Genomic DNA, 25,324 nt, shown 5'->3' on the forward strand with positions numbered 1-25,324 from the left:
CGTGGCCAGCGTGATCAACAGGCTCTACACGGGCACCGGCGCGTTCGACATCGTCGGGCGCAAGCGCGCCTTGTACATCGCGTTCTCGGTGCTGGTCCTGATCTGCATCGGCTCGATCCTGTTCCGGGGGTTCAACCTCGGCATCGACTTCACCGGCGGCACGCAGATCCAGTTCCCGGCCACCACCGCGGCCGCGCCGGCCGACGTGGAGGCGGTGCGCGGGGTCTACGAGCGGGTGATCGGCCAGGAGCCGGAGTCGGTGCAGTCGGTGGGCACCGGGGAGGCGTCGTCGATCCTCATCCGCTCGACGACCCTCGACACCGGTCAGCTGGTGACGCTCAGGCAGGCGCTGTTCGACGAATTCCAACCGCTCGGGGAGTCCGGAGCCCCCGACATCGGCGTGATCAGCGACAGCGCGGTCAGCGGCAGCTGGGGCGGGCAGATCACCCGCCAGGCGCTCATCGCGCTGGCGGTGTTCCTCGTGCTGGTCACGATCTTCCTGGCGTTCTACTTCGAACGCGCGATGGCCATCGCGGCCCTGGTCGCGCTGCTGCACGACGTGGTCGTCACGGCGGGCATCTACTCGATCGTCGGGTTCGAGGTCACGCCGTCGACGGTGATCGGCCTGCTGACCATCCTCGGGTTCTCGCTCTACGACACGGTCGTCGTGTTCGACAAGGTCAAGGAGAACACCCGGGGGCTGCTCGGGCTGACCCGCCGCACCTACGCCGAGGCGGCCAACCTGGCGGTGAACCAGACGCTGATCCGCTCGTTCAACACCTCGCTGTTCGCGGTGCTCCCGGTCGTGGCGCTGATGGTGATCGGCGTCGGCCTGCTCGGCGTCGGCACGCTCGCCGACCTGGCGCTGGTGCAGATGGTCGGCATCATCGCCGGCGTGCTGTCGTCGGTGTTCCTGGCCACGCCGATCCTCGTCGACCTGAAGATGCGCGACGAGCGGTTCCAGCAGCAGGCCGCGCGGGTGGCGGCGCGGCGCCAGAAGGCGGCGGCCGCCGCTGCGGGCGCGACCCAGGGCGCGGACGACCCGGACCTCTCCGACGACGCCGTGCTCGAAGGGGAGCTGCGCAAGGAGCGCGCGATGGCCGCGGCGGCGAGCGTGCCGGCGCGCCACACCCGCGGTGGGCAGCACCGCGGCGGCGCCCGCCCGACCGGCAAGGCCGCCCGACCGACGGGGAAACGGCGCCGGTGAGCGGGCCCGCCGTCGTGAGCGGCGAACCCGAGCTGGAACGGGTCGCCGGGCTGGTGCGCGACGTGCCCGACTACCCCTCGCCGGGCGTGCTGTTCCGCGACATCACGCCGGTGCTGGCCGACGCGGAGGCGTTCACCACCGTCACCACCGAGATGGCGGCGCTGGTGGGGGAGGCCGACCTCGTCGCCGGGGTCGAGGCCCGCGGGTTCCTCATCGGCGCCGCGGTCGCGGTGGTGGCGGGCTGCGGCGTGGTGCCGGTGCGCAAGGCGGGCAAGCTGCCCCGGGTCGTGGCCTCCCGCAGCTACGAGCTGGAGTACGGCACCGCCACGCTCGAGCTGCCCGCCGACACCGTGCACCCGGGCACGCGGGTGTTCCTCGTCGACGACGTGCTCGCGACCGGCGGTACCGCCGCCGCGGCGGCCGGCCTCTTGCGCGAGGTGGGGGCCACCGTGGTCGGATTCGGGGCGTTGCTGGAGCTCACCGGGCTGAACGGCCGGGCACGGATGGGTGACGTACCGGTGCACGCCCTGCTGACGGCCTGATCCGACGACGCCTAGACTGGCGTAGGTGGGAGGCGCGACGGGATGACGGAGCTGCAGAACCCCGCGCTCCCGGCCGCGGAGTCGGCCACACCCGTCCCGGACCCCAACGCCAACGGGGCCCGGCCGTCGGCGACGCGGCGGGTGCGCGCCCGCATCGCACGACGGATGACGCCCCAGCGCGTCGCCGTCGTCGCTCCCGTGCTCGAGCCGCTGGCCAGCGTGCACCGCAGCATGCACCCGAAGGCCGACCTCGGCCTGTTGCAACGCGCCTACGACGTCGCCGCGGAGAAGCACGCGGGCCAGAAGCGCAAGTCCGGCGACCCGTACATCACCCACCCGCTCGCCGTGGCCACCATCCTCGCCGAGCTGGGCATGGACACCACCACGCTGGTCGCGGCGCTGCTGCACGACACGGTCGAGGACACCGACTACTCGCTCGACCGGCTGCGCAAGGACTTCGGCGACGAGGTCGCGCACCTCGTCGACGGCGTCACCAAGCTGGACAAGGTCGAGCTGGGCACCGCCGCCGAGGCCGAGACGATCCGCAAGATGATCGTCGCGATGGCCCGCGACCCGCGGGTGCTGGTGATCAAGCTGTCGGACCGGCTGCACAACATGCGCACGATGCGCTTCCTGCCGCCGGAGAAGCAGGCGAAGAAGGCCCGCGAGACCCTCGAGGTGCTCGCGCCGCTGGCCCACCGGCTCGGCATGTCCACGATCAAGTGGGAGCTGGAGGACCTGTCCTTCGCGATCCTGCACCCGAAGAAGTACTCCGAGATCGTGCGGCTGGTCGCCACGCGCGCGCCCTCCCGCGACACGTACCTCAAGCAGGTCATCGACGAGGTCACCCAGCAGCTGGACGCGGCCCGGATCCAGGCGACCGTCGAGGGCAGGCCCAAGCACTACTACTCGATCTACCGCAAGATGATCGTCAAGGGCCGCGACTTCGACGACATCCACGACCTCGTCGGGGTGCGCGTGCTCGTCGACGAGGTGCGCGACTGCTACGCGGCCATGGGCATGGTCCACGCGCTGTGGCAGCCGATGCCCGGCCGGTTCAAGGACTACATCGCCCAGCCCCGCTTCGGGGTGTACCAGTCGCTGCACACCACGGTGATCGGGCCGGACGGCAAGCCGCTCGAGGTGCAGATCCGCACCCGGGAGATGCACGAGACCGCCGAGTACGGCATCGCGGCGCACTGGCGGTACAAGGAGACCCGCGGCACCCACCAGGGCCAGGCCCTCGAGGTGGAGCAGATGGCCTGGATGCGCCAGCTGCTCGACTGGCAGCGCGAGGCCGCGGACCCGGGCGACTTCCTCGAGTCGCTGCGCAACGACCTCGGATCCCAGCAGATCTTCGTGTTCACGCCCAAGGGCGACGTGGTCACGCTGCCCGCGGGCTCCACCCCGGTCGACTTCGCCTACGCCGTGCACACCGAGGTCGGCCACCGCTGCATCGGGGCCCGGGTGAACGGCAAGCTCGTCGCGCTGGAGCGCAAGCTCGAGTCCGGCGACGTCGTCGAGATCTTCACCTCGAAGGCAGAGGGCGCCGGGCCGAGCCGCGACTGGCTGTCGTTCGTCGCGTCGCCGCGGGCGAAGTCGAAGGTCCGGCAGTGGTTCGCGAAGGAGCGCCGCGAGGAGGCCATCGAGGCGGGCAAGGAGGCGATCGCCCGCGAGGCGCGCCGCACCTCGTTCCCGCTGCAGCGGCTCGTGTCGGCCGATGCGATGGCCGCGCTCGCGCGGGAGATGCACTTCACCGACGTCTCCGGGCTCTACGCCGCGGTCGGCGAGGGTCACGCCAGCGCCCGGCACGTGGTGCAGCGGCTGGTGGCGCTGCTCGGGGGCGAGGAGCAGGCCGAGGAGGACCTCGCCGAACGCGCCAGCCCGTCGATCGAGCGGCTGCGCCGCCCGGGCGGCGACGCCGGGGTCGTGGTCCTCGGGCCCGACGGCGAGATGGGCGACATGTACATCAAGCTCGCCCGGTGCTGCACGCCGGTCCCGGGCGACGACATCCTCGGGTTCGTCACCCGCGGCGGCGGCATCAGCGTGCACCGCACCGACTGCACCAACGCCAAGGACCTGCAGACCCGCAAGGAGCGGCTCGTCGAGGTCGCCTGGTCGGTGAAGCCGGGCTCGGTGTTCCTCGTCGCGATCCAGGTGGAGGCGCTCGACCGGCACCGCCTGCTGTCGGACGTCACCAAGGTGCTCGCCGACGAGCGGGTCAACATCCTGTCGGCATCGGTGCAGACCTCGCGCGACCGGGTCGCGGTCTCCCGGTTCACCTTCGAGATGGGCGACCCGAAGCACCTCGGGCACGTGCTGCGCGCCGTCCGCAACGTCGAGGGCGTCTACGACGTCTACCGGGTGACCAGCGCGAGCTGAGTGGCGCGCGCCCGCGCCGGGTACTTCCTGCCGAGCAGGGAGGAGAAGCCCATGAGCACGGTGCCCGAGGCGGAACGCACCCAACCGCTGCCGGCCCTGGAGCAGACCCGCGCGCAGCTCACCCCCGAGCAGGCGCGCCGGCTCGGCGGCATCCGCTGGGGCGCGGCCTTCTTCGGCTGGGTGACGGCCACGGCGATGGCGGCCCTCCTCGGCGCCGCGCTGACCGCGGCGGCCACCGCCATGGGGTGGGTGTCGCTCGCGCCAGGGGCGCTCGACCGGCTCGGGCCCGCCGGCGGTCTCGCCCTGCTGGTCGTCGTGTTCGCCGGGTACTGCTGCGGCGGTTACGTCACCGGCCGGATGGCCCGGTTCGCCGGCGCCCGGCAGGGGGTGGCCGTGTGGCTGTGGACGCTGGCGCTGGCCGCGGTCGGTGCCGCGGTCGCCGCGGCGACCGGCGCCATCGCCGTCCCGCGGCCCGACGAGCTGTGGAACGCCCTGGTCGGCGGCGAGCTGATGGACGGTGGCGTGCTGTCGGCCGGTGCGGCGGCGCTCACCGTCGGGCTGCTCGTGGTGACCCTGCTCGGCGCGGTCCTCGGGGGCCTCGCGGGCATGCGTTACCACCGCAGGATCGACCGGGAGCTCGTGGCACCCCCCGTCGACTGATCCGGGGTTCTACCGCACGCCCCACAGGCCGCACCGGTGGGCCGCGGCGAACTGGCCCGCCGAGGTGGTCGTCGTCGCAGCGCCCGGACCGGAGATCGTGAGCAGCGCGCCCCCGCCGGTCCACCGCGGCCACGTGGTGGCACCGCCGCCGTTCGGGTCGCCGGTCGCGGCGAACCGCGCCCAGCGCTCCACCAGCTCGGCGGCGAGCGCCCGCTGGTCGGCCGAGAGCTGCGGCCCCGCGGGCAGGTCGAACAGGAACGGCATCTCCGCCCCGTGCGGGGAGCCGCCCGCGAGGCCGGGCGGCAGCGCGTACGGCGTGGGCGCGGCCGGGTCGGCGAACTCGTAGGCGTAGAGCGGGCCGCGGCCGGCGAGCGCGCGGTAGTTGACCAGGCCGGGGCAGGCGTACACGCGATCGGTGATCACGTCCGCCCAGGCCCGCTCCGGTGTGCGACCCGGCGTCCGGTAGGCCGCCTCGGCCTCGGCGGCGCGGGCACCGGCTGCGGCCGCGAGCAGCGCGCGGAACCCCGAGTCGGTGATCGGGGTGCCCGCGCGGTCGAAGAACGCGGCGGTGAACAGCGTGCCCTCGTCGCGCGTGGTGCCCGCGAGCACGGGCAGGCCCGGGCGGACGTCGCGGCCCAGCACCAGGTCGGACGGCCGCCGCGGCAGCATCGGGGTGCCGGTCGCCGGGCTCCAGTAGTAGCCGGCCCCGTCGACGAGCTGTTCGGTGGGCAGCGCGCGCAGGCACTCGAGCACGACGGTCGTGTCCCCGTCCGGCGGCGCCGGACACCCGAGCTCACCGGCCACGGTCACGCCGGCGGCCTCGACGAGGGGCAGCGGCTTCCACGTGTCGCCCGCGGGCCCCGCCCCCGGGCGGATGGTGTCGACGAGGCTGCCCGGGCCGCACTCGCCGCTCTGCATGATCACCCGGTGGAACAGCCCCACCGACTGGGGCGAGGTGAGGTGGGCGCACACGCTGTCCGCGCCCGCGGACTGGCCGGCGAGCGTGACGTCGTCCGGGTCGCCGCCGAACGCGGCGATGTTGCGCTGCACCCACCTGAGCGCGGCGCGCTGGTCGAGCAGCCCGAACGAGCCCGAACCCTCCAGGCCGGGCAGGCCGAAGAACCCGAAGATGCCGAGGCGGTAGTTCACGGTGACCACGACGAGGGGGCCCGCCTCGGCCAGGCGCCGCGGGTCGACGTCGGTGCCCGCGCCCGTGTTGAACCCGCCGCCGTGGATCCACACCAGCACCGGCAACCCCGCGTCGGCCGTGGTGCCCGCCGGGACCGTGACGTCGAGCGTGAGGCAGTCCTCGGTGCCGTCCGCGCCACCCCCTGCGGGGGCCTGCGGTGTGCCCGGGGCGGACGCCGGCTGGGCGCACCGCGGCCCGGGCTCCGTTGCCGGGCGGGTGCCGTGCCAGCCTGGCGGCCGCGCGGGAGGGGCGAACCGCCGATCGCCGACGGGGGCGGCCGCGTACGGGATCCCGCGGTAACGCAGCACCGACCCGTCGGCGCGGCCGAGCAGCTCGCCCTGCTCCACCGCGACGACCTCGCCGAGCGGGGTCGGCGGGGCGGGCGGTGGCGCCGTGCACGCCGCACCGGCCAGGGCGAGCGCCACCCCGACGGCGCTGTGCAGGAGGCCCCGGGCGGTCACCCGGCGGTCCGGTGCCGCCGGGTCGGTCGCACGGGGTCGGCCGGCACGCGTCAGCCCAGCTGGGCCCGCTCGATGGTGACCTGCTCGACCGGGCGGCCGTCGGTCGACCCGTTGCTCTGGTCCTGGCCGCGGCGCGCGATCTGGTCGATCACCTCGAGCCCCTCCGGGCTGATCGTGCCGAACGCGGTGTACTCGGGCGGCAGCTGGGCGTCGCCGTAGACGAGGAAGAACTGGCTCCCACCGCTGTTGGGCGCCGCGGTCTTCGCCATCGCGACGGTGCCGCGGCCGTAGGTCAGCTCGGGGAACACCTCGTCCGGGATCGTGTAGCCGGGGCCGCCGGTGCCGAGGCCCGACGGGTCGCCGCACTGCAGCACCTGCAGGCCCGCGCCCGTGGTGAGCCGGTGGCACGGGGTGGCGTCGTAGAACGACTGCCGGGCGAGGCTTTCGAAGTTGTGCACCGTGCACGGGGCGAGCGCCCGGTCGAGCGTGAGCGGGATGGCGCCCGCGTTGGTCTGCAGGGTGACGTTCACGGTGCCCTGGGCGCTGACCTCGCCGCCGGACGGCGGCTCGACGGGCTTCGCCGCCGGCTCGTCCGAGGCGGGGTACTCGCAGCTGACCGTGGCGGGCAACGGGGTGGGCCGCGCCGGGGCGGGGGCGATCTCGGTCGGGATCGACTCCGGGACGCCCGCGGCGGCCGCGGACGTCGGGGCCGCGTCGGTCGACGGTGCGGCGGTGTCGTCGCCCCCGGGCAGGCCCACGGTGGAGAGCAGGACCACGGCCAGGACCACCACGACCACGACCGAGACGGACGTGATGATCGCGACACGCTGGCGGCGGCGCGCCCGTTCGGCCCGTCGCCGCTGCTGGTTCTCCAGCTTGCGCTTGGCCGCTTCACGCCGCATCTGGTTGGTCGCCACCGGATCTCCCTTGCTTGCGCCGAACGGCGGCAGGATAGCGATCGACCCTGAGACGATCCGGTGAGGTCACGTGCCTCTACGCTGGAGTTGTGCTCGTCGCAGGATTTCCCGCCGGATCGTTCCAGACCAACTGCTACGTGGTGGCGGCGGGTCAGGGCGAGGCGTGCATCGTGGTCGACCCCGGCCAGGACGCCGTCGAGCCCTTGGACGCGCTGCTCGCCGAGCACCGGCTCACCCCGGTCGCGGTCCTGCTGACGCACGGCCATTTCGACCACACGTTCAGCGTCGCGCCGGTCTGCGACGGCAACGACGTGCCCGCCTGGATCCACCCGGACGACCGGGAGATGCTCTCCGACCCGCTGAAGGGGCTCTCGCCGGATGCGGTCGCGTTCTTCGGCGGGCGGCTCGAGGTGCGCGAGCCGCGGGAGGTCCGCGAGCTCGCCGACGGCGCCGCCCTCGAGCTCGCCGGCCTCACGCTGCGCGTCGACCACACCCCGGGCCACACGCCCGGCTCCGTCGTGTTCAGCACCCCCACCGAGGAGGGCGTCGAGGTCGTGCTCGCCGGCGACACGCTCTTCGCCGGGTCGATCGGGCGCACCGACCTGCCCGGTGGCGACCACCAGCAGCTGCTCGCGAGCCTGCGGGACAAGCTGCTGACCAGGCCCGACGACACCGTCGTGCTGCCCGGCCACGGCCCCACCACCACCGTGGGGCGCGAGCGGGCGTCCAACCCGTTCCTGCAGGGGCTCGGCGCACCGGTGCGGGGGCGGGGCCTGTGACCACCGTGGAGGAGAAGAAGATCACCCCGTTCGCCGCGCCCAAGGGCGTCCCGGAGTACTACCCGCCGGAGTCGGCGGGGTTCGCCCACGTCCGCGCCACGCTCGAGGCCGCCGCCGACCGCGCCGGCTACGGGCTGCTGGAGCTGCCGGTGTTCGAGGACACCGCGCTGTACGCGCGCGGGGTCGGCGAGTCCACCGACGTGGTCACCAAGGAGATGTACACCTTCTCCGACCGCGGCGAGCGGTCGGTGACGCTGCGGCCGGAGGGCACGGCGGGCGTCGTCCGGGCAGTCATCGAGCACGGGCTCGACCGGCACGGGCTGCCGGTCAAGCTGCGCTACTCGGGCCCGTTCTTCCGCTACGAGCGCCCGCAGGCGGGCCGCTACCGCCAGCTGCAGCAGGTCGGCGTCGAGGCGATCGGCGTCGACGACCCGGCCCTCGACGCCGAGGTGATCGCCGTCGCCGACGAGGCGTTCCGGGCGCTGGGGCTGACCGGCTACCGGCTGGAGATCACCTCGCTCGGCGACGCCGAGTGCCGCCCCGCGTACGGGCAGATGCTGCGGGAGTTCCTCGCCGGCCTCCCGCTCGACGAGCCCACTCGGGCCCGCGCCCAGCTCAACCCGCTGCGGGTGCTCGACGACAAGCGGCCCGAGGTGCGCGCGATGCTCGCCGACGCCCCGCTCCTGGTCGACCACCTGTCGGCGGCGGCCGCCGACCACTACGCCGCGGTCAAGCAGCACCTCGACGACCTCGGCGTGTCCTACGTGGAGAACCCGCGCATGGTGCGCGGCCTGGACTACTACACGAAGACCACGTTCGAGTTCGTCCACGACGGGCTCGGGGCGCAGTCCGGGATCGGCGGCGGCGGCCGCTACGACGGGCTGATGGCCACGCTGGGCGGCAAGCCGCTCTCGGGCATCGGGTTCGGCCTCGGCGTCGACCGCACGCTGCTGGCCTGCAAGGTCGAGGGCGTCGCGCCCTGGTCGGAGGCCCGCTGCGAGGTGTTCGGCGTGCCGCTGGGCGACGCGGCCAAGCGACGGCTGGTCCAGATCGCGGCGCAGCTGCGGCGGGCGGGCGTGCGGGTCGACCTCGCCTACGGCGGGCGCGGGCTCAAGGGCGCGATGAAGGCCGCGGACCGGTCCGGGGCCCGCCTCGCCCTCGTCCTCGGCGAGCGCGACCTCGAGGCCGGCACGATCGCGGTCAAGGACCTGGCGAGCGGCGAGCAGCGGTCGGTGGCCCTGGACGCCGTGGTCGACACGGTGGTCGGCGCGGTCGGCTGAAGACGTGCCCCTGGCTTCAGGAATGTGGCTTTCCTGAAGCCCAGCGTCATGAATGTGGCTTTCCTGAAAGCGCCGGGGGGCGCATCGCCCGGATCGCCGAGGGTGGCCGCGGCGGCTTACGCTCGCCGCGTGGCCGAATCGGACCGGGAGCGCTGGGACGCCCGGCACGCCGCGGCGGTGGCCGTGGGCGCGGTGGGGCCCGCCCCGCCCGACGCGCTGCGCGGGCGCACCGAGCTGCTCCCGCCCGGCGGGCGCGCCCTCGACGTGGCCTGCGGCCGCGGCACCGTGGCGGTGTGGCTGGCCGCCCGCGGGTTCGCCGTCGACGCCGTCGACGTCTCCCCGGTCGCGTTGGACGCCGGGCGCGAGCTCGCGGTGCGGGAGGGCGTCGCGGTGCGGTGGCTGCGCCACGACCTCGACGACGGGCTGCCCGAGGGCGGGCCCTACGACGTCGTCGTGTGCCAGCGCTTCCGCGACCCCGCCCGCTACCCGGAGCTGGCCGCTCGGCTCGCTCCCGGCGGCCTGCTGGTGGTCACCGTGCTGTCCGAGGTCGGCGAGGGACCCGGCCCGTTCCGCGCGCCCGCGGGGGAGCTGCTCGCGGCGTTCGCCGGCCTCGAGGTGCTCCACCACGTCGAGCGGGACGGGGAGGCGCACCTCGTGGCGCGGCTCAACGCGGCGGCGTCAGACCGTCGGTGCCCGTCCGACCGTCGGCGCCCGCCAGGCCGTCGGTGAAGTCGGCGTCCTTCGTCTCGCCCAGCGGGAGCAGCGCGCCGAGGCACACGAGGGCGATCACCAGCACGTACGCCGAGACCGCGGCGCTCGACCCGGTGCGGGCGAGCAGGTCGGTGGCGATGATCGGGCTGAGCCCGCCGCCGACGATCCCGCTCGCGCTGTAGGCGAACGAGGAGCCCGAGTAGCGGTAGCGCACCCGGAACAGCTCCGGCAGGAACGCCCCCATCGGCCCGTAGAGCATCGCGAAGCAGATCAACCCGCCGACCATGCCCAGCGTGATCAGCAGCGGGTTGCCGGTGTCGATCAGCCAGAACAGCGGGAACGCCCACACCGCCGCGAGCACCGCCGACGCGATGCAGACCCGCTTGCGGCCCACCCGGTCGGACTGCACGGCGAACCACAGCGTGAGCGCGCCCATGACGGCCACGGCCACCATCGCGGCCAGCAGCATCGTGGTGCGGTCGACGTGCAGCGTGGTCGTGCCGTAGGACAGCGCGAACGTGGTGACCGTGTAGAAGAGCGTGTGGGCGAGGACGAACGACAGCGTCGCGAGCACCAGGACCTTCGGCTGGCGGCGCAGCAGGTCCGCGAACGGCACCCGGGAGCGCTCCTGCCGGTCCATCGCGGCCTGGAACACCGGGGTCTCGGCGATCCGCATCCGGATGTAGTAGCCCACCACGAGCAGCACGACCGAGGCGAGGAACGGGATCCGCCAGCCGACCGCGCGGAAGGTCTCGTCCGACATCGTCGCGTCCAGCAGCAGGAACATCGCGTTGCCGAGGACGAAGCCGACCGCGGGGCCGAGCTGCGGGAACGCCGAGTAGAGCCCCCGCTTGCCCGGCGGGGCGTACTCGGTGGCGAGCAGCACCGCGCCGCCCCACTCGCCGCCGAGCCCGACGCCCTGCAGGAACCGGGCCGTCACCAGCAGGATCGGCGCGAGCACCCCGATCGTCTCGAACGACGGGATCAACCCGACCGCGACCGTCGCGCCGCCCATGAGCACCAGCGACACGATCAGCATCCGCTTGCGCCCGATCCGGTCGCCGAAGTGGCCGAACAGGATCGCGCCGAGCGGCCGGGCGACGAAGCCGACCGCGAACGTCGCGAACGACGCGAGCGTGCCGGCGAGCGGCGAGAACGACGGGAAGAACACCCCGCCGAACACGAGCGCCGCCGCCGTGCCGTAGATGTAGAAGTCGTAGAACTCGATCGCGGTGCCGACGAAGCTGGCGACCGCGATGCGTCGCCCGGTCGGCCGTTCGGTCGTGCTCATTCGCCCAGTGTGCGCACGGTCGGGTCCCAGTCCTCCGGCAGGGCGGGCGCCACGTCGACCGTGGTCGCCACGTCCACCGGCGTCCCGCGCTCGGCCGCCTCGATCGTGGAGATCATGACGTCGAGCACGTGCTCGCCCAGCTCCCCGGACGCGCGTTCGGGCCTGCCCGCGCGCACCGCACGGGCCAGCTCGAGCACGCCGGTGCCGCGGGTGGCCGGTGCGGGCGCCGACGGGGTGGTCGTCTGCTCGCCGTCCATGCGGTGGACCACGATGTCGCCTGCGAACGTGTTGGGGTCGGGCACGGCGATGGTGCCGTCGGTGCCTGCCACCTCGATCACGCGGCGCTTCACCGCCGAGTCGAAGCTGAACACGCTCTGCGCGCTCGCCCCGCCGGCGAACCGGTAGATGGCCGCCACGTGGGTGGGCACCGTGACGTCGAATCGCTGCCCGGCGCGCGGCCCCGACCCGACGGTGCGCACCTCGCGCGCCTTCGAGGTGACCGCGGAGACCTGCGTGATCGGGCCGAGCAGCTGGACCAGCGCGGTGAGGTAGTAGGGGCCGAGGTCGAACAGCGGGCCCGCGCCGTCCTGGAACAGGAAGTCGGGGTTGGGGTGCCACGACTCGGGGCCGGGGCTCTGCAGCAGCGTGAGCGCCGTGAGCGGCCTGCCGATCGCCCCGCCCTCGACGAGCCGGCGCGCGGTCTGGATGCCGGGGCCGAGGAACGTGTCCGGCGCCGTCGCCACCCGCAGCCCGCTCGCCCGCGCGGCGTCGAGGAGCTTGCGCGTGCCCTCGCGGTCCAGGCCGATCGGCTTCTCGTTCCACACGTGCTTGCCCGCCGCGATCGCCTGCAGCGCCACGTCGACGTGGGCCTGCGGCACGGTGAGGTTGACGACGAGCTCGATCGCGTCGTCGTCGAACACCTCGGCCACCCCGCCGCCGCGGGGCACGCCGAACGCGTCGGCCTGCGCGCGGGCCCGCTCGGCGTCGAGGTCGCCGACCGCGCGGACGTCCAGGTCGGGGAAGCGGGTGAGGTTGCGCAGGTACTCGGTGCTGATGACGCCTGCGCCGATGACGCCGACCCGCACCGGCCCCCCGCTCACGCCGGCTCCGCTCACGCCAACCCCTCCGTGCGCAGCCAGGCGAGGCTGTCGGCGACCGCTTGGAACCGGTCGCCGCGGGTGTCGTCGAGCTCGACGACCCGCAGCGCGTGCGGGGCGGCGGCGAGGATGTCCCGCACCGGGAGCCCGCCGCGGCCGACCGCCACCTGGTCGAGCGGGTCCGGGGTGGCGGGCCCGTCCTTGATGTGCACGGCCGTGACCCGGTCGCCGAGCCGCTTGAGCAGCTCCACCGGGTCCTGCCCGCCGACCGCCGCCCAGTAGGTGTCGACCTCGAGCACGACCGCGTCGTCGAGGCGTTCGGCGAGCAGCTCGAGCGCCGTGGTGCCGTCGTGGACGATCTCCAGCTCCTGGGCGTGGTTGTGGTAGCCGAGGCGCACGCCGTGCGCGGCGGCGACCTCGGCGGCGGCGTTGAGGTCGTCGGCGACGGCCGCCACCCCGTCCGGGGTCTCGAAGCGCACCCGGTCGATGCGCGGGTCGAACACGGTGCCCACGCCGAGGGCGGCGGCCGTGGCGAAGATCTCCTGCTCCGCGCCGGTGCCCACGACGTGCTGGTGCGCGGTGGGCGCGGTGAGCCCGTTGGCGGTGAGCGCGGGGCCGAGCTGCGCCGCGTGGTCGGTGAGCTTGAACGGCTCGACCTGGGTGAAGCCGAGCCCGGCGAGCCGCGCGAGGGTGCCGGGCAGGTCCTCGGCCAGCTGCTCGCGCAGGGTGTAGAGCTGAACGGAGAGGAGGGTCACCCGACGAGGATCACGGTTGGCAGGCGGCTGGGGCAAGCGCTGTCCCAGCGGGCGGACGATCCCGGAGGGTGCACCGCGCCGTCCATCGGGCGCCCCGACCCGTCCGACGGACGGCCCGTTGGCCGGATGGGTTCCGACGAACGCGCCGTCCGTCGGGATCTACGGTGCCTCGTCCGCGGCCGGCACGGTCTCCCGTGCGGCCACGGCGGCCGCCAGCGCCGTCGTGATCGGCACCGAGGCCACGAGCCCGATGCTGCCCACCAGGGTCCGCACGATCTCGGTGGCTACGTCCTGGGAGGTGACGACCTCGCCGAAGCCGCGCCCGGACACCGAGAACAGCAACAGCAGCGGCAGCGCCGCGCCGGCGTAGGCGAGCACGAGGGTGTTCACGGCGGACGCGACGTGGTCGCGCCCGATCCGCATGGCCGAGGTGAACAGGCCGCGTGCACCCAGGGCGGGGTTGGCGTATCGAAGCTCCCACACGGCGCTGGTCTGGGTGACGGTGACGTCGTCGAGCACACCGAGCGCGCCGATGACGACGCCGGCGAGCAGGAGGCCGCGGGCGTCGACGCCGGTGCCGAGCGTGGCGATCAGGTTGCTCGTCTGGTCGTCGAGGCCGGTGAGCCGGGCCGCGGCGGAGAACCCCGCGCCGAGCGCCCCGATGAGCGCGAGCGAGAGCAGGGTGCCGAGCACGGCCGTCGAGGTGCGCGCCGACGGGCCGTGCGTGAGGTACAGCACCGCGAACATGATCAGGCAGGAGCCCACCACCGCGACGGCGAGCGGGTCGCGGCCGGCGAGGATCGCCGGGACCACGAAGAACAGCAGCACCACGAAGCTGAGCCCCAGCGCGGCGAGCGCGGCGAGGCCGCGCCAGCGGCCCAGGGCGAGCACCGCGACGGCGAACAGCCCGGCCAGCCACCACAGCGGGGTGTCGCGTTGGAAGTCGATCACCTGGTAGGAGCCCGCGTCCTCCGGGTCCGCGCCGGACCAGCCCAGCACGACCCGGTCGCCGACCGCGAACTGCGGGGTGCCGGGCTCCACCGGCACGACCTGGATGAGGTCGCGGCCGGGGCGGGGCCCGTCGGCCATGTGCACGACGAGCGCGACGCACCCGCCGTTGCCGGAGCCCGGGGTGCAGTCGGTGGGACGGGTCGCGGTCACCTGGGCCCGGACCTGCTCCTGGGCCGACTGGTACGTCGTGGCGGGCGGCCCGCCGGTGGGCCAGAGCAGCGCGAGCCCGACGAGCGTGGCGAGGGCGCACGGCACGAGCAGGGCCGCGATGAGGATCCGGACCCTGCGGCCGGCCGGGCGGGCGGGGCCGTGCCCGTGCCCGTGACCCGCGGCGGCGGGTCCGGGCTCCGCCTTCGCGGCGGGCAGCCACCGGGTCGCCCAGGCGGGCAGCGCGGGGACGGGGACGCCGAGGACGCGGCGGGGCCCCGCGGCGTCGGAGGCGGCCTCGGTGGCCCTGCCGTCGGTGGCCCTGCCGTCGGTGGCCCTGCCGTCGGCGGTGCGGCCGTCGGCGGGTTCCGCGGCGGCGCGGGCCCGGTCGTGGACCCCCAGCAGCTCGGGGGTCAGCGCCGGGGTCTCCGCGGTGGTCTCGACGAACAGCTCCGCGGGCGCCGCCGGCGGGTCGCCGGGGCGGCGGGCCGGCATCGCGGCGCGGCCCCCGTCGAGGCGCGGGCGCCGCGAGCGGGCCGGGCCACGCCCGGCGGTGGGCGCGTCGGGGGAGCGGCGGCCGGGCTCGGCCGCAGGGCCGTCCGGGGCACCGCCGTACCGGTCGGCCTCGCCGACGGGCGCATCGGCCTGCGGGTCGCCGCCGGGCCGCTGCGGTCCGGCAGCGCGACCGCGGGCGCTCGGCGGCGCGGGGCCGGCCGCGGGACCGGGTTCGGCTGCGGCGTACCGGCTGGGCGGGCCCGTGCCCCTGGCGTCGCTGTGGGCGTCGGCAGGTGGCGGGTGCGCGGCGCGTCGAGGGCGGGCCGCCCCGCCGTCGGCGGCGGGGCCCGCGTCGGGCGGGCCGTACCAGCCGGCGTGGTCGACGTCGTGCTCGCCCGCGGGGTCGACGCGCGGCTGCCGGGCCCGGGTCGGGCCGCTGCGCGCCGCGGGCGGCTCGGCGCCGGTGTCGGGGTGTTCGCCGAACCAGTCGGCTTCGCCGAGGGGAGCCTCGGGCCGGGTGCCGACGCCGGGTGCTGCGCGGGCGGGGCCGCTCGGCGCTGCGGGTGGCTCGGCGCCGGTGTCGGCGGGTGCGCCGAACAGGTCGTCCGCGCCGACGGGGGCGTCGGCCCGGGGCTCGGCCGAGGGCCGCTGCCGTCCGGGGGCGCGACCGCGGGTGGGTGCGGCTTCGCCGGCGCCCCGGGCGTCGGGGGTTGAGGGCGGCGCGGGTCGGCCGTACCAGGCGGCCTCCTCGGGATCGGCCTCGGCCCGGTGGTCGACGCGGCGCTGCTGCGTGCGCGCAGGGCCGACTCCCTGCTGGTCCCCGCCGTACGGCGAACCGTCCGGGTCGAGGGCCTCCTGCGGGTCGTCGGCCTGCCGGCGCTCGGCGGCGCGCCGCCGGGACCTGCGCCCGGGCTGCGCCGTCGCGCCCTCGCCCTCGTCTGCGTCGCGGTCGGCGCCGCCGCCGGGTGAGGGCTCCGCGGGGGGCGGCCAGTCGGCGAGGTCCCAGCCGCCCGCGACCTGCTCGGGGTCGGGCCGTTCCACGGCCGGCCAGCCGCCGCTCGGGTCGCCGCCCTCCCAGGCGCCCCCGCCGTACCAGTCGGCGAACGCGTCGTGGGCGGGGGCCTCCGGGGCGTGGTGCGCGGATGCGCCTCGGCGGCGGGAGCGCCGCGGCGCGTCGGGCCGGCGGACGGGGAAGCCGGCGTCGGGCGGCTGCGGGGCGGCGCCGGGCCGGTCCGTGCGGTGACGGCCGGCCGCGCGTCTGCCCCGGACCGCCCGGATGGTCTCCTCCGGTTCGTCAGCAGGCACGATCCCCATCCTGACAACGGGGGCGCGGTGGTTGGCGCCTCGTCCGTTCGCCGGTGGCTGCTGCGCGGTCACCGGCCCGCCGTCCGGGGCTCAGCGGTCGGGCGTCCGGCCTGTCAGCGGGTGTTGCGGCCGCTCGGCGCGCCCGGTGCGTCCGTTCGGCCGATGCGCTCCAACACCTCCTCGGCGACGTCGGCGGGCGGACGGTCGGTGTCGACGCCGAAGCCGGGCTCGCCGGGCTCGAGCGGCTCGAGGGTGGCGAGCTGGCTGTCGAGCAGGGACGGGGGCATGTAGTGGCCGCGGCGGTTGTCGACGCGCTGCTGCAGCAGCGCGCGCGGGGCGAGCAGGTGCACGAACCGCACGGAGGGGTGCCCGTCGCGCAGCAGGTCGCGGTAGCTGCGCTTGAGCGCGGAGCAGGTCACCACGGCGTCGCGGCCCGCGGCCTCCTGCTCGCCGATCCAGGTGGCGATGCGGCGCAGCCAGGGCCAGCGGTCCTCGTCGTCGAGCGGGGTCCCGCCGGCCATCTTGGCGCGGTTGGCCTCCGGGTGCAGGTCGTCGCCCTCGACGAAGGCCCAGCCGGTGCGCTCGACGATCGCGCCGGCCACCGAGCTCTTGCCGACACCGGAGACCCCCATCACCACCAACGTGCGTGTCATGGGGGAGAGCTTCGCGCATCGCCGGGGCGCCCGCTTGCACCCGTCATCGAACGGGTGTTCGATGACGGTATGGCTTCCGGGTTCCGCTGGAGCGGGCAGCAGGTGCTCGACGACGGCGTCGGCGCGGCGCCCGCGCTGCCCGGGATGCGGGGTCTGCTGCGGTCGGTGCGCACCCCGGAGTTCGCGGGCACGGTGTTCCACGAGGTGGAGGCGAAGTCGGCGCTGAACCGGGTTCCGGGCTCGTCGCCGATGCCGTTCACCTGGACGATCAACCCCTACCGCGGGTGCAGCCACGCCTGCACCTACTGCTTCGCGCGCAACTCGCACACCTACCTCGACTTCGACGCGGGCGCCGACTTCGACCGCCAGATCGTCGTGAAGGTCAACATCGTGCGGGTCCTGGAGCGCGAGCTGCGCTCGCCGCGGTGGGGGCGCGAGCCGGTGGCGATGGGCACCAACACCGACCCCTACCAGCGGGCGGAGGGCCGCTACCGGCTGATGCCCGGCATCGTGGCCGCGCTGGCCCGCTCGGGCACCCCGTTCTCGGTGCTCACCAAGGGCACGGTGCTCGCGCGCGACCTGCCGCAGCTCGCGGCGGCCGCGGCCGACGTGCCGGTGTCGCTCGGGGTGTCGCTCGCCCTGCTCGACCGGCCGCTGCAGGCCCGCCTCGAGCCGGGCACGCCGTCGCCCGCCGCGCGGCTGGAGCTGGTGCGCCGCATCGTCGACGCGGGGTTCGACTGCGGGGTGATGGTGGCGCCGGTGCTGCCGATGCTCACCGACTCGGCCGAGGCGCTCGACGACCTGCTGGCGGAGATCAGCGCGGCGGGCGCGAGCGGCGCCACCGTGCTCGCCCTCCACCTGCGGCCGGGCACGCGCGAGTGGTTCATGGCGTGGCTGGGCCGCGAGCACCCGGGCCTGGTCGGGCCGTACCAGCGGCTGTACCGCCGCGGCTCCTACGCCGACCCGGAGTACCGCCGGGCGCTGGCCGAACGCGTCCGCCCGCTGCTCGCCCGCCACGGCCTCGACCGGGGTGTGGGCATGCCCCGCACGCCGGCGCGGGAGGCCGCTCCCGCCCCACCCGCCGAGCAGCTGACGCTCCTGTGAGCCGTGCGGCGGGGCGTGGGCGGGGTGCGCGGAATCCGGGTGGCCCCGGCCGGATAACCTCGCCTCGTGATGCGCAGCCACCCCGCCGGCACTCTGCGTGCCGAGCACACCGGACAGACCGTGACGCTCGCCGGGTGGGTGGCGCGCCGCCGGGATCACGGTGGCGTGATCTTCATCGACCTGCGGGACGCCTCCGGCTCGGCGCAGGTGGTGTTCCGCGAGGGCGAGATGGCCGAGCGGGCGCACCGGCTGCGCGCGGAGTTCTGCGTGCAGGTCGTCGGCGAGGTGGTGCGCCGCCCCGCGGGCAACGAGAACCCCGACCTGGCCACCGGCGAGATCGAGATCACCGCCACGTCGCTGACGGTGCTCTCGGAGTCGGCGCCGCTGCCGTTCCCGCTCGACGAGCACAGCGACGCGAACGAGGAGATCCGCCTCAAGCACCGTTACCTCGACCTGCGCCGCAGCGGCCCCGCGCGTGCCCTGCGGCTGCGCAGCGAGGCCAACCGGATCGCGCGCACCGTGCTGGCCGAGCGCGGCTTCGTCGAGGTCGAGACCCCGACGCTCACCCGCTCCACGCCGGAGGGCGCGCGCGACTTCCTCGTGCCCGCCCGGCTGCGGCCCGGCTCGTGGTACGCGCTGCCGCAGAGCCCGCAGCTGTTCAAGCAGCTGCTGATGGTGGCGGGCGTCGAGCGCTACTACCAGATCGCGCGCTGCTACCGCGACGAGGACTTCCGCGCCGACCGGCAGCCGGAGTTCACCCAGCTCGACATCGAGATGAGCTTCGTCGAGCAGGACGACGTGATCGAGCTGGGCGAGGAGATCGTCGCCGCGCTGTGGTCGGAGCTCGCGGGCTACGAGATCCCGCGCCCGATCCCGCGGCTCACCTACGCCGAGGCGGTGTCCCGCTACGGCTCCGACAAGCCGGACCTGCGGTTCGGGGTGGAGCTGACCGACCTCACCGAGTACTTCGCGAACACCTCGTTCCGGGTGTTCCAGGCGTCCTACGTCGGCGCGGTCGTGATGCCGGGCGGCGCGAGCCAGCCGCGCAAGCAGCTCGACGCGTGGCAGGAGTGGGCCAAGCAGCGCGGGGCGCGCGGCCTGGCGTACGTGCTCGTCGACGACGACGGCGCGGTGAGCGACCGCGGCCCGGTCGTGAAGAACCTGTCCGAGGCCGAGCGGGAGGGCCTGCCCAAGGCCGTCGGCGCCGCCCCCGGCGACGCGATCTTCTTCGCCGCCGGCCACCCGTCCGACGCCCGCGAGCTGCTCGGGGCCGCCCGCGGCGAGATCGCGCGCCGCTGCGGCCTGGTCGACGAGAGCGCCTGGTCGTTCGTGTGGGTCGTCGACGCCCCGCTGTTCGAGCGGGTGCGCGACGAGAAGGGCAACGAGATCGGGTGGACCGCGGTCCACCACCCGTTCACCTCGCCCAACCCGGAGTGGATCGACCGCTTCGAGGAGGCGCCGGACCAGGCGCTGGCCTACGCCTACGACATCGTCTGCAACGGCAACGAGATCGGCGGCGGCTCCATCCGTATCCACCGCTCGGACGTGCAGCAGCGCGTGTTCGCGCTGCTCGGCATGGACGAGGCCGAGCAGCGGGAGAAGTTCGGCTTCCTGCTCGACGCGTTCGCCTACGGCCCGCCGCCGCACGGCGGCATCGCGTTCGGCTGGGACCGCACCTGCATGCTGCTGGCCGGGGCCGAGTCGATCCGCGACGTGATCGCGTTCCCGAAGACCGGCGGCGGCTTCGACCCGCTCACGTCGGCGCCGGCGCCGATCACGCCCGAGCAGCGCAAGGAGGCCGGCGTCGACGTGGTGCCACCGCCCGCCGCGGCGTCCCCGGCCGGCGACGAACCGCCGACGCGGTCGTGAGGGCCGCGGGGTCGGCGCGCCGCTTGCCGGACGACCGGCCCGCCCCGCGCCGACCCGCCCGCGCAGCGGGCCTCCGGTGCGGGGCATGAGGGCGTCCGCGCAGGCGGCGAACGGTGGCAGGCAGGACGGTGACGCACCCGTTCCCGGGGCCGTCCGGAGGTGTTCGGAACGGGGCCGGCGAAGGCTTTCCGCGGGGTAGGGTCGACACGATGGTTCGCGACCTGGGCAGCTTCCCCAGGCCGGTGCTCGCTGCGCTGGCTGCTGCCGAGCGGCTGCTCACCCGCCGGTCGGGGGCGGGTGTGGTGCTCGCCGACCCCGAGGACCTCGGGGGGAGCGAGCGGTCGGTGGTGGCGCGCGCCCGGCTCGCGCGCAACCCGTTCTCGTTGCCGCGCACGATCGTCGTCAAGCACTACCTCGGCGAGCCCGACCCGGACCGGCCCGACCCGTTCCACTACGAGGTCGCGAGCTGTCAGCTGTTCACCGCGCTCCCGGCCGACAGCCGCCCGAGCCCGGTGCTGATCGCGCACGACCCGCAGGCCCGCCTGCTCGTGCTGGAGGACCTGGGCCGCAGCTCGACGCTCGCCGACAAGCTGTTCGGGCCCGACCCGGCCGCCGCCCGCAGCAACATGCTCAGCTGGGCGCGGGCGCTGGGCCGGATGCAGGCCGCCACGGCGGGCCGGGAGGGCGATTTCGGCGCGCTGCTGCGCCGGCTGGGGGAGCGGGCGTGGCGCGACCCGGTCGCGGAGGACGCGCGCATCGCGCTCGCCAAGGGCCCCGCGCTGCTCGCCAGCGAGCTCGGCGTCGACGCCTCGTCCGCCGCGATCCTGGAGGCCCACGAGACCGCCCGGCTGCTCGGCGGAACCCGGTACCGGGCGTTCAGCCCGTCCGACACCTGCCCCGACAACAACCTCGTCACCAGCCGGGGCGTGCGGTTCGTCGACTTCGAGTGGGGCTGCTTCCGCGACGTCGCGCTCGACGCGGCGTACTTCCGGGTGCCGTTCCCCGGGTGCGAGGCGAGCTTCGCCCTGCCCGCCGGCCTCGCCGACACGATGCTCGAGGCGTGGCGCAACGAGATCGCGACCGTCTGGCCCGACCTGGACGAGCCCGCCGTGCTCGAGCGCAGGCTGCTGCACGCGCAGCTGCTGTGGGTGTGGCTCACCACCTGGTGGCTGCTGCCCCGCATCCGCGAGCGCGACCGCCCGATCGGCCCCGACGCCACCCGGTCGCCCCGCATCAGCAGCGCGCTGGGGCACTACTGGCGCCAGATGGCGCGGGAGGCCGAGAGCGGCGGGCTGCCCGGCACCGCCGAGCTCGGCGACGCGGTGGCCGACGCGCTCGCGAAGCGGTTCCCGGACGCGCCGGGCACCCTGCCGCTCTACCCGGCGTTCCGCTCCGTGGCCTGACCGGCCGGGACGTCAGGCGACCCGGCGGGCCGGCTCCGGCGGGACGAGCGGCAGCAGCGCCTCGATCCGCCACAGCTGCGCGCGGGTGCAGGTGGGGCAGATCCAGGTGATCGTGCCGTCCGGCTCGTGCCGGCTGCTCCAGGTGAGCGCGTCGCCCGGGGTGCGGTGGCGGGCGCAGAGCGGGCACACGGCGTTCTCCATGCCGGCCGAGGATCCTCGGCCCGGATTGCGCTCGGATGAAGCCGGCGTGACGGTCACGACGCGTGGACGTCCGACCACCGGAGGTCGTGGCGTGTCGCCCGGGGGCAGGATGGGCGCCGTGCACGACGACGGGGGCCGGACGACCGGCTGGCCGGCGGGGGTCGAGTGGGAGGCGCATCGCGCCGCGGTGTTCGGCGCGGCCTACCGGATCCTCGGCACGGTGGCCGAGGCCGAGGACGTCACCCAGGAGGTGTGGCTGCGCGCCGCGGCCGCCGACCTGTCCGAGGTGCGGGACCTGCGCGCCTGGCTGGTGACCGTGGCGGCCCGCACGTCGTACAACGTGCTGCGGTCCGCTCGGGTCCGCCGCGAGTCCTACGTGGGGCAGTGGCTGCCCGAGCCGCTGCTCACGGGGCCGGACGCCGCGCAGGAGGTGCTGGTCGACGAGTCGGTGAGCACCGCGATGCTCGTGGTGATGGAGGCGCTCGGCCCCGCGGAGCGGGTCGCGCTGGTGCTGCACGACGTGTTCGCCGTCCCGTTCGACCACATCGCGGAGGTCCTCGGCACCACGCCCGCCGCCGCCCGCAAGCTCGCCTCCCGCGCGCGGTCCCGGGTGGCCGCGGTGCAGGAGCGCCCACGCGCGTCGAAGGCCGAGACCCGGCGGGTGCTGGAGGCGTTCCGGGCCGCGGCCCACGCCGGGGACATGGCCCGGCTCGTCGCGCTGCTGCACCCCGACGTCGTCTACGTCGGCGACGGCGGCGGCCACGTGCCCGCCGCGCGCAGGCCGGTCACGGGCGCCGAGCCGGTGGCCCTGCTGACGATCCGGCTGATCACCACCAGGCGGCCGGACGGGACCCGGATCGTCGAGGTCAACGGCCTGCCGGCGCTGCTGACCCACCGCGGCGGCAGGCCGGTGTGGCTGGACACCGTCGAGATCGCCGACGGGCGCATCACCGCCATCCGCAGGCAGGCCAACCCGGAGAAGCTCGCGCGCATCGGTCACATCTGAGCCCGCCGCCCTGTCTCCCTGCCGATGGAACGAGCGAAGGGGAGGCACGTGGCCCACGTTGTGATCATCGGTGGCGGTTTCGCGGGCGTGTGGAGCGCGGCGGGGGCGGCGCTCGCGCGCGGGGATGCCCGGCTGCGCATCACCCTGGTCGCGCCGAACGACGACCTCGTCCTGCGACCGCGCCTGTACGAGCCGGAGCCGGAACGGGCGACGGTGCCGCTGCGGCGGATCCTCGACCCGATCGGGGTCGAGCACCTGCGGGCCGCGGTGCGCACGATCGACACCGGGCGGTGCGTGGTGGACGCGGGCGGCACCGAACTCGCCTACGACCGCCTCGTGCTCGCCGCGGGCAGCGCGCTCGTCCGGCCCGACGGGCTGCCCGGCGCGGAGCGGCTGTTCGACATCGACACCCTCGACGGCGCCCGTCGGCTCGCCGACCACCTGCGCGGCCGCGACGGCTTCTCGGTCGTGGTCGTCGGCGCGGGGTTCGTCGGGCTGGAGGCGGCGACCGCGCTGGCCGACCGGGGGCGCGTGCTGCTGGTGGACCGGGCGGACGTGGTCGGGCCCGAGCTCGGCCCCGGCCCGCGCCCGGAGATCGAGAAGGCGCTGGACGAGCTGGGGATCGAGACCCGGCTCCGCACGACCGTGACCGAGGTCGGCGACGACTACGCGGTGCTGTCCGACGGGAGCCGGGTTCCCGCCGACGCGGTGGTCTGGTCGGTGGGCATGCGGGCGAGCGGGCTCACCGGGCAGATCACCGACGAGCTCGACCCCCTCGGCCGGGTGCCGGTGGACCGGCACCTGCGCGCGCTGCCCGAGGTGTTCGTCGCCGGGGACGCGGCCGCCGCGGCCTTCGACGCCGAGCACACCGCCATGCAGGCCTGCCAGCACGCCACCCCGCTCGGCAAGGTCGCCGGCTACAACGCGGCGGCCGACCTGCTGGGTGCGCCACTGCGCCCGTTCACCCCCGGCCGGTACGTCACCTGTCTCGACCTCGGCGACGCGGGCGGCATCTTCACGCGCGGCTGGGACCGCAGGGTGATGGCGACCGGCGCCGCCGGAGCGGAGATCAAGAAGAAGATCAACCAGGCGATCCACCCGCCGGTCGACGACGCCGCCGCGATCCTCGCCGCCGCCGACCGGGTGCGGAAGGAGCTGCCGTTCTTCCCGGACGAGCCTGCCGACGACGAGACCGCCGCCTGATCAGCCCGCCTGCCGCAGGAAGCGGTCGATGCGCACGAGCGCCTCCTCGAGCTGGGGGAGCGCCGTGGCGTAGGAGCAGCGGATGTGGCCCTCGCCCGAGGGACCGAAGACGCTCCCCGGGACGACGGCCACGCGCTCGGCCTGCAGCAGCCGCTCGGCGAACGTCACCGAGTCCATTCCCGTCGAGCGGATGGAGGGGAACGCGTAGAACGCCCCACCGGGCTCCGGGCAGTCGAGCCCGGTCTCCCGCAGGCCCTTGACGAACACCCGCCTGCGCCGGTCGTAGTCGGCGACCATGGCGTCCACCTCGTCCGACGGCGCCGAGAGCGCCTCGACGGCGGCGAGCTGGGACACGTGCGGCGCGCACAGCATCGTGTACTGGTGCACCCGCACCGCGAGCTCGGCGACGGCGGCCGGGGCGCAGATCCAGCCCACCCGCCAGCCGGTCATCGCGTGGGCCTTCGAGAACCCGCCGAGCAGCACCGTGCGGTCGCGGGCGCCGGGCAGGGTGCCCAGGCAGGTGTGGCTGCCGGCGTAGGTGAGCCGGTCGTAGATCTCGTCGGAGACCAGGTAGAGGTCGTGCTGCTCGGCGAGGCGCACGAGCGCCTCCAGCGCGGCCCGCGGCTGCACGGCGCCGGTCGGGTTGGCGGGCGAGCCGAGGAGGATCGCCTTCGTCCGCGGCGTGACCGCGGCCGCGACGACGTCGGCGTCGACGGCGAACCCGTCCTCGGCGCGCGTGGGCACCCGCACCGGGGTGCCGCCCGCGAACGCGACGCACGGTTCGTAGGCCACGTAGCAGGGCTCCGGGACGATCACCTCGTCGCCCGGGTTGAGCAGCACGCGCAGCGCGAGGTCGAGGCCCTCCGACACGCCGGTCGTGATCAGGCACTCGCGGGCGGGGTCGTAGTCGGCGCCGTAGCGGGCGGCGAGGTCGGCGCAGATGAGCTCGCGCAGGCGGGGCAGCCCCGCGTTGGAGGTGTAGGTGGTGTAGCCCTGCTCGAGGGCGTAGATGCCCGCCTCGCGCACCCGCCACGGGGTGACGAAGTCGGGTTCGCCGACGCCGAGGGAGATGACGTCGTCCATCTCCGCGGCGATGTCGAAGAACCGGCGGATCCCCGACGGGGGACAAGCGGCGATGACGGAGTTGAGCGGCTTCATGGCGTGACCGGCAGCCGGTGGTCGGCCTCCTGGGCGGTGAACGCGTCGCCGTCGCGCTTGTAGGTCTTCAGCACGAAGTGCGTGGCGGTCGACTGCACCCGGTCGATCGTGGACAGCTTCTGCGACACGAAGTCCGACACGGCCCGGATCGTCGGCGCGATCACCGTGCAGCGCAGGTCGTGCGTGCCCGACACCAGGTAGACGCTGCGGACCTCCTCGAACCGGGCGATGCGCGCCGCGACGTCGTCGAACCCGACCCCGCGGGCGGGGGTGAGCGAGACGTCGATGAACGCGGTGACCCGCTCGCTGGTGGGGTCCTCGTCGACGGCGTCCCAGTCGACGACGGCCTTGTAGCGGCGGATCGCCCCGGACGCCTCCCAGGCCGCGATCGCCTCGCTCACCTCGGCGACCGGGAGGCCGGTCATCGTCGCGATCGTCTCGTGGGAGAGCTGGGCGTCGCGCTCCAGCAGTTCCAGGATCTGGCGCACGCGCCGAACC

At 75.1% G+C, this 25,324-nt stretch carries 22 protein-coding genes; 12 read left to right on the top strand and 10 right to left on the bottom strand.

What is annotated here, in order from left to right; all coding sequences use genetic code 11:
- Nucleotide 1 precedes the first annotated feature (1 nt).
- Genes secF through VKZ81_RS34310 form a run of 4 tightly spaced genes read left to right on the top strand, consistent with a single transcriptional unit; the run spans nt 2 to nt 4,791 of the window.
- Complete coding sequence (gene secF, locus VKZ81_RS34295; protein ID WP_324245926.1) at nt 2-1,207, top strand: protein translocase subunit SecF; 1,206 nt, start codon at nt 2-4, stop codon at nt 1,205-1,207.
- Nucleotides 1,204-1,749, top strand: coding sequence for an adenine phosphoribosyltransferase (locus tag VKZ81_RS34300; protein ID WP_324245927.1), 546 nt, complete (start codon nt 1,204-1,206; stop codon nt 1,747-1,749). Before secF ends, VKZ81_RS34300 begins: the two co-directional genes overlap by 4 nt.
- 42 nt (nt 1,750-1,791) lie before the next feature.
- Entirely contained in the window at nt 1,792-4,131 is a 2,340-nt protein-coding gene (locus VKZ81_RS34305; protein WP_324245928.1) for a RelA/SpoT family protein, read from the top strand.
- A 51-nt stretch (nt 4,132-4,182) separates the two neighbouring features.
- A complete protein-coding gene (locus tag VKZ81_RS34310) occupies nt 4,183-4,791 on the top strand; it encodes a hypothetical protein (protein ID WP_324245929.1) in 609 nt (202 codons plus the stop codon).
- A 9-nt stretch (nt 4,792-4,800) separates the two neighbouring features.
- On the opposite strand, the gene VKZ81_RS34315 is transcribed toward VKZ81_RS34310, so the two are convergent.
- A complete protein-coding gene (locus VKZ81_RS34315; RefSeq protein ID WP_324245930.1) occupies nt 4,801-6,441 on the bottom strand; it encodes a carboxylesterase/lipase family protein in 1,641 nt (546 codons plus the stop codon).
- Between the two features lie 50 nt (nt 6,442-6,491).
- Nucleotides 6,492-7,358, bottom strand: a complete 867-nt coding sequence (locus VKZ81_RS34320; RefSeq protein WP_324245931.1) for a peptidylprolyl isomerase — start codon at nt 7,356-7,358, stop codon at nt 6,492-6,494.
- 89 nt (nt 7,359-7,447) lie between these two features.
- Here VKZ81_RS34320 and VKZ81_RS34325 point away from each other — a divergent pair, with 89 nt between their 5' ends.
- From VKZ81_RS34325 to VKZ81_RS34335, 3 genes are all read left to right on the top strand, one after another.
- Nucleotides 7,448-8,137, top strand: coding sequence for an MBL fold metallo-hydrolase (locus VKZ81_RS34325; protein WP_324245932.1), 690 nt, complete (start codon nt 7,448-7,450; stop codon nt 8,135-8,137).
- Nucleotides 8,138-8,157: 20 nt separating this feature from the next.
- Nucleotides 8,158-9,417, top strand: coding sequence for a histidine--tRNA ligase (gene hisS, locus VKZ81_RS34330; protein ID WP_324246010.1), 1,260 nt, complete (start codon nt 8,158-8,160; stop codon nt 9,415-9,417).
- Between the two features lie 129 nt (nt 9,418-9,546).
- The gene (locus tag VKZ81_RS34335) at nt 9,547-10,146 is read left to right on the top strand and encodes a class I SAM-dependent methyltransferase (protein ID WP_324245933.1); all 600 of its coding nucleotides are present in this window, start codon (nt 9,547-9,549) and stop codon (nt 10,144-10,146) included.
- On the opposite strand, the gene VKZ81_RS34340 is transcribed toward VKZ81_RS34335, so the two are convergent.
- The 5 genes from VKZ81_RS34340 to VKZ81_RS34360 form a co-directional block, all read right to left on the bottom strand.
- Nucleotides 10,082-11,419, bottom strand: coding sequence for an MFS transporter (locus VKZ81_RS34340; protein WP_324245934.1), 1,338 nt, complete (start codon nt 11,417-11,419; stop codon nt 10,082-10,084). The two genes, VKZ81_RS34335 and VKZ81_RS34340, sit on opposite strands and share 65 nt — an antisense overlap.
- Nucleotides 11,416-12,519, bottom strand: a complete 1,104-nt coding sequence (locus VKZ81_RS34345) for a Gfo/Idh/MocA family protein (protein ID WP_324245935.1) — start codon at nt 12,517-12,519, stop codon at nt 11,416-11,418. Before VKZ81_RS34345 ends, VKZ81_RS34340 begins: the two co-directional genes overlap by 4 nt.
- Before the next feature lie 11 nt (nt 12,520-12,530).
- A complete protein-coding gene (locus VKZ81_RS34350; RefSeq protein WP_324245936.1) occupies nt 12,531-13,271 on the bottom strand; it encodes a sugar phosphate isomerase/epimerase family protein in 741 nt (246 codons plus the stop codon).
- Nucleotides 13,272-13,430: 159 nt separating this feature from the next.
- The gene (locus VKZ81_RS34355) at nt 13,431-16,229 is read right to left on the bottom strand and encodes a YibE/F family protein (RefSeq protein ID WP_324245937.1); all 2,799 of its coding nucleotides are present in this window, start codon (nt 16,227-16,229) and stop codon (nt 13,431-13,433) included.
- A gap of 113 nt (nt 16,230-16,342) precedes the next feature.
- Nucleotides 16,343-16,882, bottom strand: coding sequence for a gluconokinase (locus VKZ81_RS34360; RefSeq protein ID WP_324245938.1), 540 nt, complete (start codon nt 16,880-16,882; stop codon nt 16,343-16,345).
- 69 nt (nt 16,883-16,951) lie between these two features.
- On the opposite strand from VKZ81_RS34360, the gene VKZ81_RS34365 reads away from it, so the two are divergent.
- The 3 genes from VKZ81_RS34365 to VKZ81_RS34375 all read left to right on the top strand — a co-directional run bounded on the left by VKZ81_RS34365 (nt 16,952) and on the right by VKZ81_RS34375 (nt 21,258).
- A complete protein-coding gene (locus tag VKZ81_RS34365; protein ID WP_324245939.1) occupies nt 16,952-17,986 on the top strand; it encodes an Rv2578c family radical SAM protein in 1,035 nt (344 codons plus the stop codon).
- 66 nt (nt 17,987-18,052) lie between these two features.
- The gene (aspS, locus tag VKZ81_RS34370) at nt 18,053-19,855 is read left to right on the top strand and encodes an aspartate--tRNA ligase (RefSeq protein ID WP_324245940.1); all 1,803 of its coding nucleotides are present in this window, start codon (nt 18,053-18,055) and stop codon (nt 19,853-19,855) included.
- A gap of 209 nt (nt 19,856-20,064) precedes the next feature.
- On the top strand, nt 20,065-21,258 hold the full coding sequence (locus VKZ81_RS34375; RefSeq protein ID WP_324245941.1) for a hypothetical protein: 1,194 nt from the start codon (nt 20,065-20,067) through the stop codon (nt 21,256-21,258).
- 12 nt (nt 21,259-21,270) lie between these two features.
- On the opposite strand, the gene VKZ81_RS34380 is transcribed toward VKZ81_RS34375, so the two are convergent.
- The gene (locus VKZ81_RS34380; RefSeq protein ID WP_324245942.1) at nt 21,271-21,459 is read right to left on the bottom strand and encodes a hypothetical protein; all 189 of its coding nucleotides are present in this window, start codon (nt 21,457-21,459) and stop codon (nt 21,271-21,273) included.
- Between the two features lie 118 nt (nt 21,460-21,577).
- Between VKZ81_RS34380 and sigJ the strand changes: the two genes are divergently transcribed.
- Nucleotides 21,578-22,465 carry an RNA polymerase sigma factor SigJ gene (gene sigJ / locus VKZ81_RS34385; RefSeq protein ID WP_324245943.1) on the top strand — a complete coding sequence of 296 codons (888 nt, stop codon included), beginning with the start codon at nt 21,578-21,580 and terminating at the stop codon, nt 22,463-22,465.
- Nucleotides 22,466-22,513: 48 nt separating this feature from the next.
- On the top strand, nt 22,514-23,668 hold the full coding sequence (locus tag VKZ81_RS34390) for an NAD(P)/FAD-dependent oxidoreductase (protein WP_324245944.1): 1,155 nt from the start codon (nt 22,514-22,516) through the stop codon (nt 23,666-23,668).
- On the opposite strand, the gene VKZ81_RS34395 is transcribed toward VKZ81_RS34390, so the two are convergent.
- Complete coding sequence (locus VKZ81_RS34395; RefSeq protein ID WP_324245945.1) at nt 23,669-24,826, bottom strand: aminotransferase class I/II-fold pyridoxal phosphate-dependent enzyme; 1,158 nt, start codon at nt 24,824-24,826, stop codon at nt 23,669-23,671.
- Nucleotides 24,823-25,314, bottom strand: a complete 492-nt coding sequence (locus VKZ81_RS34400) for an Lrp/AsnC family transcriptional regulator (RefSeq protein WP_324245946.1) — start codon at nt 25,312-25,314, stop codon at nt 24,823-24,825. Before VKZ81_RS34400 ends, VKZ81_RS34395 begins: the two co-directional genes overlap by 4 nt.
- Nucleotides 25,315-25,324 lie beyond the last annotated feature (10 nt).

It is taken from the genome of Pseudonocardia sp. (assembly GCF_035305885.1).
Taxonomy (GTDB): domain Bacteria; phylum Actinomycetota; class Actinomycetes; order Mycobacteriales; family Pseudonocardiaceae; genus Pseudonocardia.

Bases quoted from the DNA above. Each gene is read 5' to 3' on its own strand.
- VKZ81_RS34305 (WP_324245928.1), top strand. From the start codon at position 1,792: ATGACGGAGCTGCAGAACCCCGCGCTCCCGGCCGCGGAGTCGGCCACA.
- VKZ81_RS34310 (WP_324245929.1), top strand. From the start codon at position 4,183: ATGAGCACGGTGCCCGAGGCGGAACGCACCCAACCGCTGCCGGCCCTG.
- VKZ81_RS34340 (WP_324245934.1), bottom strand. From the start codon at position 11,419: ATGAGCACGACCGAACGGCCGACCGGGCGACGCATCGCGGTCGCCAGC.
- VKZ81_RS34360 (WP_324245938.1), bottom strand. From the start codon at position 16,882: ATGACACGCACGTTGGTGGTGATGGGGGTCTCCGGTGTCGGCAAGAGC.
- VKZ81_RS34365 (WP_324245939.1), top strand. From the start codon at position 16,952: ATGGCTTCCGGGTTCCGCTGGAGCGGGCAGCAGGTGCTCGACGACGGC.
- VKZ81_RS34375 (WP_324245941.1), top strand. From the start codon at position 20,065: ATGGTTCGCGACCTGGGCAGCTTCCCCAGGCCGGTGCTCGCTGCGCTG.
- VKZ81_RS34380 (WP_324245942.1), bottom strand. From the start codon at position 21,459: ATGGAGAACGCCGTGTGCCCGCTCTGCGCCCGCCACCGCACCCCGGGC.
- VKZ81_RS34395 (WP_324245945.1), bottom strand. From the start codon at position 24,826: ATGAAGCCGCTCAACTCCGTCATCGCCGCTTGTCCCCCGTCGGGGATC.